At 64.4% G+C, this 2620-nt stretch carries 4 protein-coding genes and 1 pseudogene; 2 read left to right on the forward strand and 3 right to left on the reverse strand.

The features are described from left to right. A pseudogene (locus HMPREF3138_RS26710) lies at positions 1-511 on the forward strand (hypothetical protein); the annotation flags it as partial. Next, positions 508-1149, forward strand: coding sequence for a ProQ/FINO family protein (locus HMPREF3138_RS11565; RefSeq protein WP_070559060.1), 642 nt, complete (start codon positions 508-510; stop codon positions 1147-1149). The pseudogene HMPREF3138_RS26710 and the gene HMPREF3138_RS11565, both read left to right, overlap by 4 nt. 157 nt (positions 1150-1306) lie before the next feature. Here the strand turns inward: HMPREF3138_RS11565 and HMPREF3138_RS11570 are convergent, their stop codons facing one another. From HMPREF3138_RS11570 to HMPREF3138_RS11580, 3 genes are all read right to left on the reverse strand, one after another. Continuing rightward, complete coding sequence (locus HMPREF3138_RS11570; protein ID WP_070559062.1) at positions 1307-1663, reverse strand: hypothetical protein; 357 nt, start codon at positions 1661-1663, stop codon at positions 1307-1309. 5 nt (positions 1664-1668) lie between these two features. Next, positions 1669-2052 carry a hypothetical protein gene (locus HMPREF3138_RS11575; protein ID WP_070559064.1) on the reverse strand — a complete coding sequence of 128 codons (384 nt, stop codon included), beginning with the start codon at positions 2050-2052 and terminating at the stop codon, positions 1669-1671. After that, the coding region (locus HMPREF3138_RS11580) for a hypothetical protein (protein ID WP_210394216.1) at positions 2053-2620 on the reverse strand (568 nt) is incomplete at its 5' end.

Here is a 2620-nt window from a genome sequence, read left to right on the forward strand (position 1 = left end):
CGCCACCCTGCCAGACAACGCGGTCTGGACATCGTCGGTCTGCGCTGATTGCAAAGCCGCGCCCCTGGTGATCAGCAAGGCACCGGTCAAGGGCAAGCCGCGACGGGAGATCGTCGTCTCCTGCCCGTCCTGCGACTCCAGCGCATCAGCCAGGCCCGGAGGCAGGACATGGACAGACGAGCACATCGCGGTGCCCGAGTTCGCGCAGAACGAGACGCGCAGCCTGGCGAAGATCCCCGTTATTTTGCCGCAGGGGGAGCAGCCGCAGCTGCTCAAAAGACCAGGGACAGGGCGCGGTCCAGGACGCCCCCGCAAGCGCATCCCCCTGACCCTCGACCGGGTACCAGAGAGCCGGTTCAACCGCCTCGCCCTTTCCGTCCTTGCCGCCGTCGGGCGCTGGGACTACATCAACGACATCATCCGGCGCATCGATCGGAACCGCGGCGACGCCGCCACCCTGATCGCCCTTGCCGACCACATCCGGACCAACCGACCAGAGAGAGATTTATGACCGAAACCACCCGTCCGATCCTGACCATCAAGCGACGCAACCGCACGGTCTACGTCCCGCCGGAAAAGGCCGCGAAATCTGAGCCGCAGCCAGCCGAACGGACTACCAGCAAGGCGAAGGTACAGCCAAAAGCGAAAGCCCCGCAGAAGCCCGCACAGAAGCCCACAGCGGCAAAGCCGAAAAAGACGCCTGAACAGGTCGCCGAGGGGATCCGCAGACAGGAGGAGAACGACCGCCGCCAGCAGGACATCGCGATCGCCAACAAGTCCAAAAAGGCGCTGGCCAACCGGGTGACCAAAGCATTCCTGAAAGAGCACTGGCCTGACTTGCTGACCCGGGGAGTTGACCGTCGCCCCATGGCAAAGGGCATCATCGAGCAGATCCTGACCCGAGGCGCAGAGCTGAACATGCCGCCAGAGGCAGACCGCAAAGCCGTCCGTCGCATCCTGGGCATTGTCACGGGTACGAGCTCGTACCAGCAGAGCCTCATCGACCAGTGCATGCGCTACGACCTGGACGGCAACCCCACCGAACCAGCAACCCCGGAGGAGGCCGAAAACGCCAAAGCCCGCCTGACAGAGATCAAGGCATTCCGGCGCAAGGCACGCCAGGCGAAGGGCGAAAAAAAGGGCGCATAACGCGCCCCGTCTCACCCAGCACCATGTAGGCGCAGCACGACGTTCAGCAGCACGGCGAGCAGCTGCGACACGTTGCGCGATCCCCCTGGCCTTTCGCGCAGCAACAACCCCGTCAGGGATCACCACCTCAGGGATGACCAGACGCGAGACGGCAAACTCACTCATCATCAGCCCCCAGGACCGCACCAATAGCACGCCCGAAAGCATGCCGATCAAGCGCGTCTGAGGCCGCAGCAACACCTGCGTCTGTCTCCTGTAAATACCGGGCGCGGCGGCTCTTCAGATACGCCCCCCAGCGATACAGCGACGGCTCATGTAACGCGAACGCGTGCGGTTGCCCGGCCTTGATCAGCGATTCCTGATACAGCGCCAGCTTCGATCGTTCACCATCATCCCTGTCACCAGGACGAGCCTCCAGAACAGGCAGCAACGAGATCAGCGCAAGACGGTGGCCAGCAGAGTAACAACCACCTGCCAGCGGCATCCGCGTCTTACCCTGCAGGTGGCGCGGCATCGGCTTTACTCGTCCCAATTGATACCCCGGGCAGCAGGGGAGAGAGACGCCTGTTGCTGCACCTGAGCACGCACCGCAGCGAACGCCGGAGCACGCGACGCATCAGGGAGTCCGCGAGAGGAGGCCAGCACGCCGTCAAGCATCACCAGATCGGCAGGAGCCACGCCCGCCTGTTTCATCTCAGTCAGGAACGCCGCATCCTGGATGGACTGAGCACGCGCCCGGTGAACCGACTCCGTAGGAGAGGCAACCGGAGCCCCGATCGGCGCGAACGTCTGCGCAGCACCGCCCGTCTCCAGCACCTGCGCCAGCGCGTCGCCGGCCCCGGTAGATTTTGCCAGCGTCGCCTCATGGCGAAGCCGGTCACACAGCATCGAAAATGCAGACATTTACGCCTCCATGCCGCGATTGCGGCGCAGAATTTCGATCGCACCCTGCGTGGAGAACAGCTGGTTCAGGCGGCGATCAGGATTGATAACAGTACGGTACAAACTGCGCCCCGCGTCGGACTCGGCAAGCAGCGTCGCCTCATCCATCGCCAGCTTCAGCAGCTGCTCAATACGCTGTACGCGCACGGCGTGCGCCAGGTTGAACAGGCCGATCGCAGCCGCCGCATCACGGCGGTCAGCATCCTGCAGCAGCGCGTCACGCTCCCGGGCCACATCAGCCTCAGCAGCCTCGGCGGCAACCAGCTCGGCCTCGATATCCGGCAGCAGGAACGCAGCGACGCCCGCATCGGGGCTCACAGTCTCGCCAGCACGCAGCGCCGTCTTGCCGTCGGCAATCAGCCCGCGCAGGCGTTCAGCTTCCGTCCTGAGCCCTTCCACCACGCGAGCGGCGTCAATGCGTCGCGTTTCCACGTCGGCTGCTGCCTGACGCATTTCACGCGCCACCCGGCGATCGTCAAGCGCGGTAAGTTGAGCGGAGGAGTTAGGATCCACCGACAGGCAAGGAAGG

Source organism: Serratia sp. HMSC15F11 (assembly GCF_001808215.1).
Lineage (GTDB): Bacteria > Pseudomonadota > Gammaproteobacteria > Enterobacterales > Enterobacteriaceae > Serratia > Serratia nevei.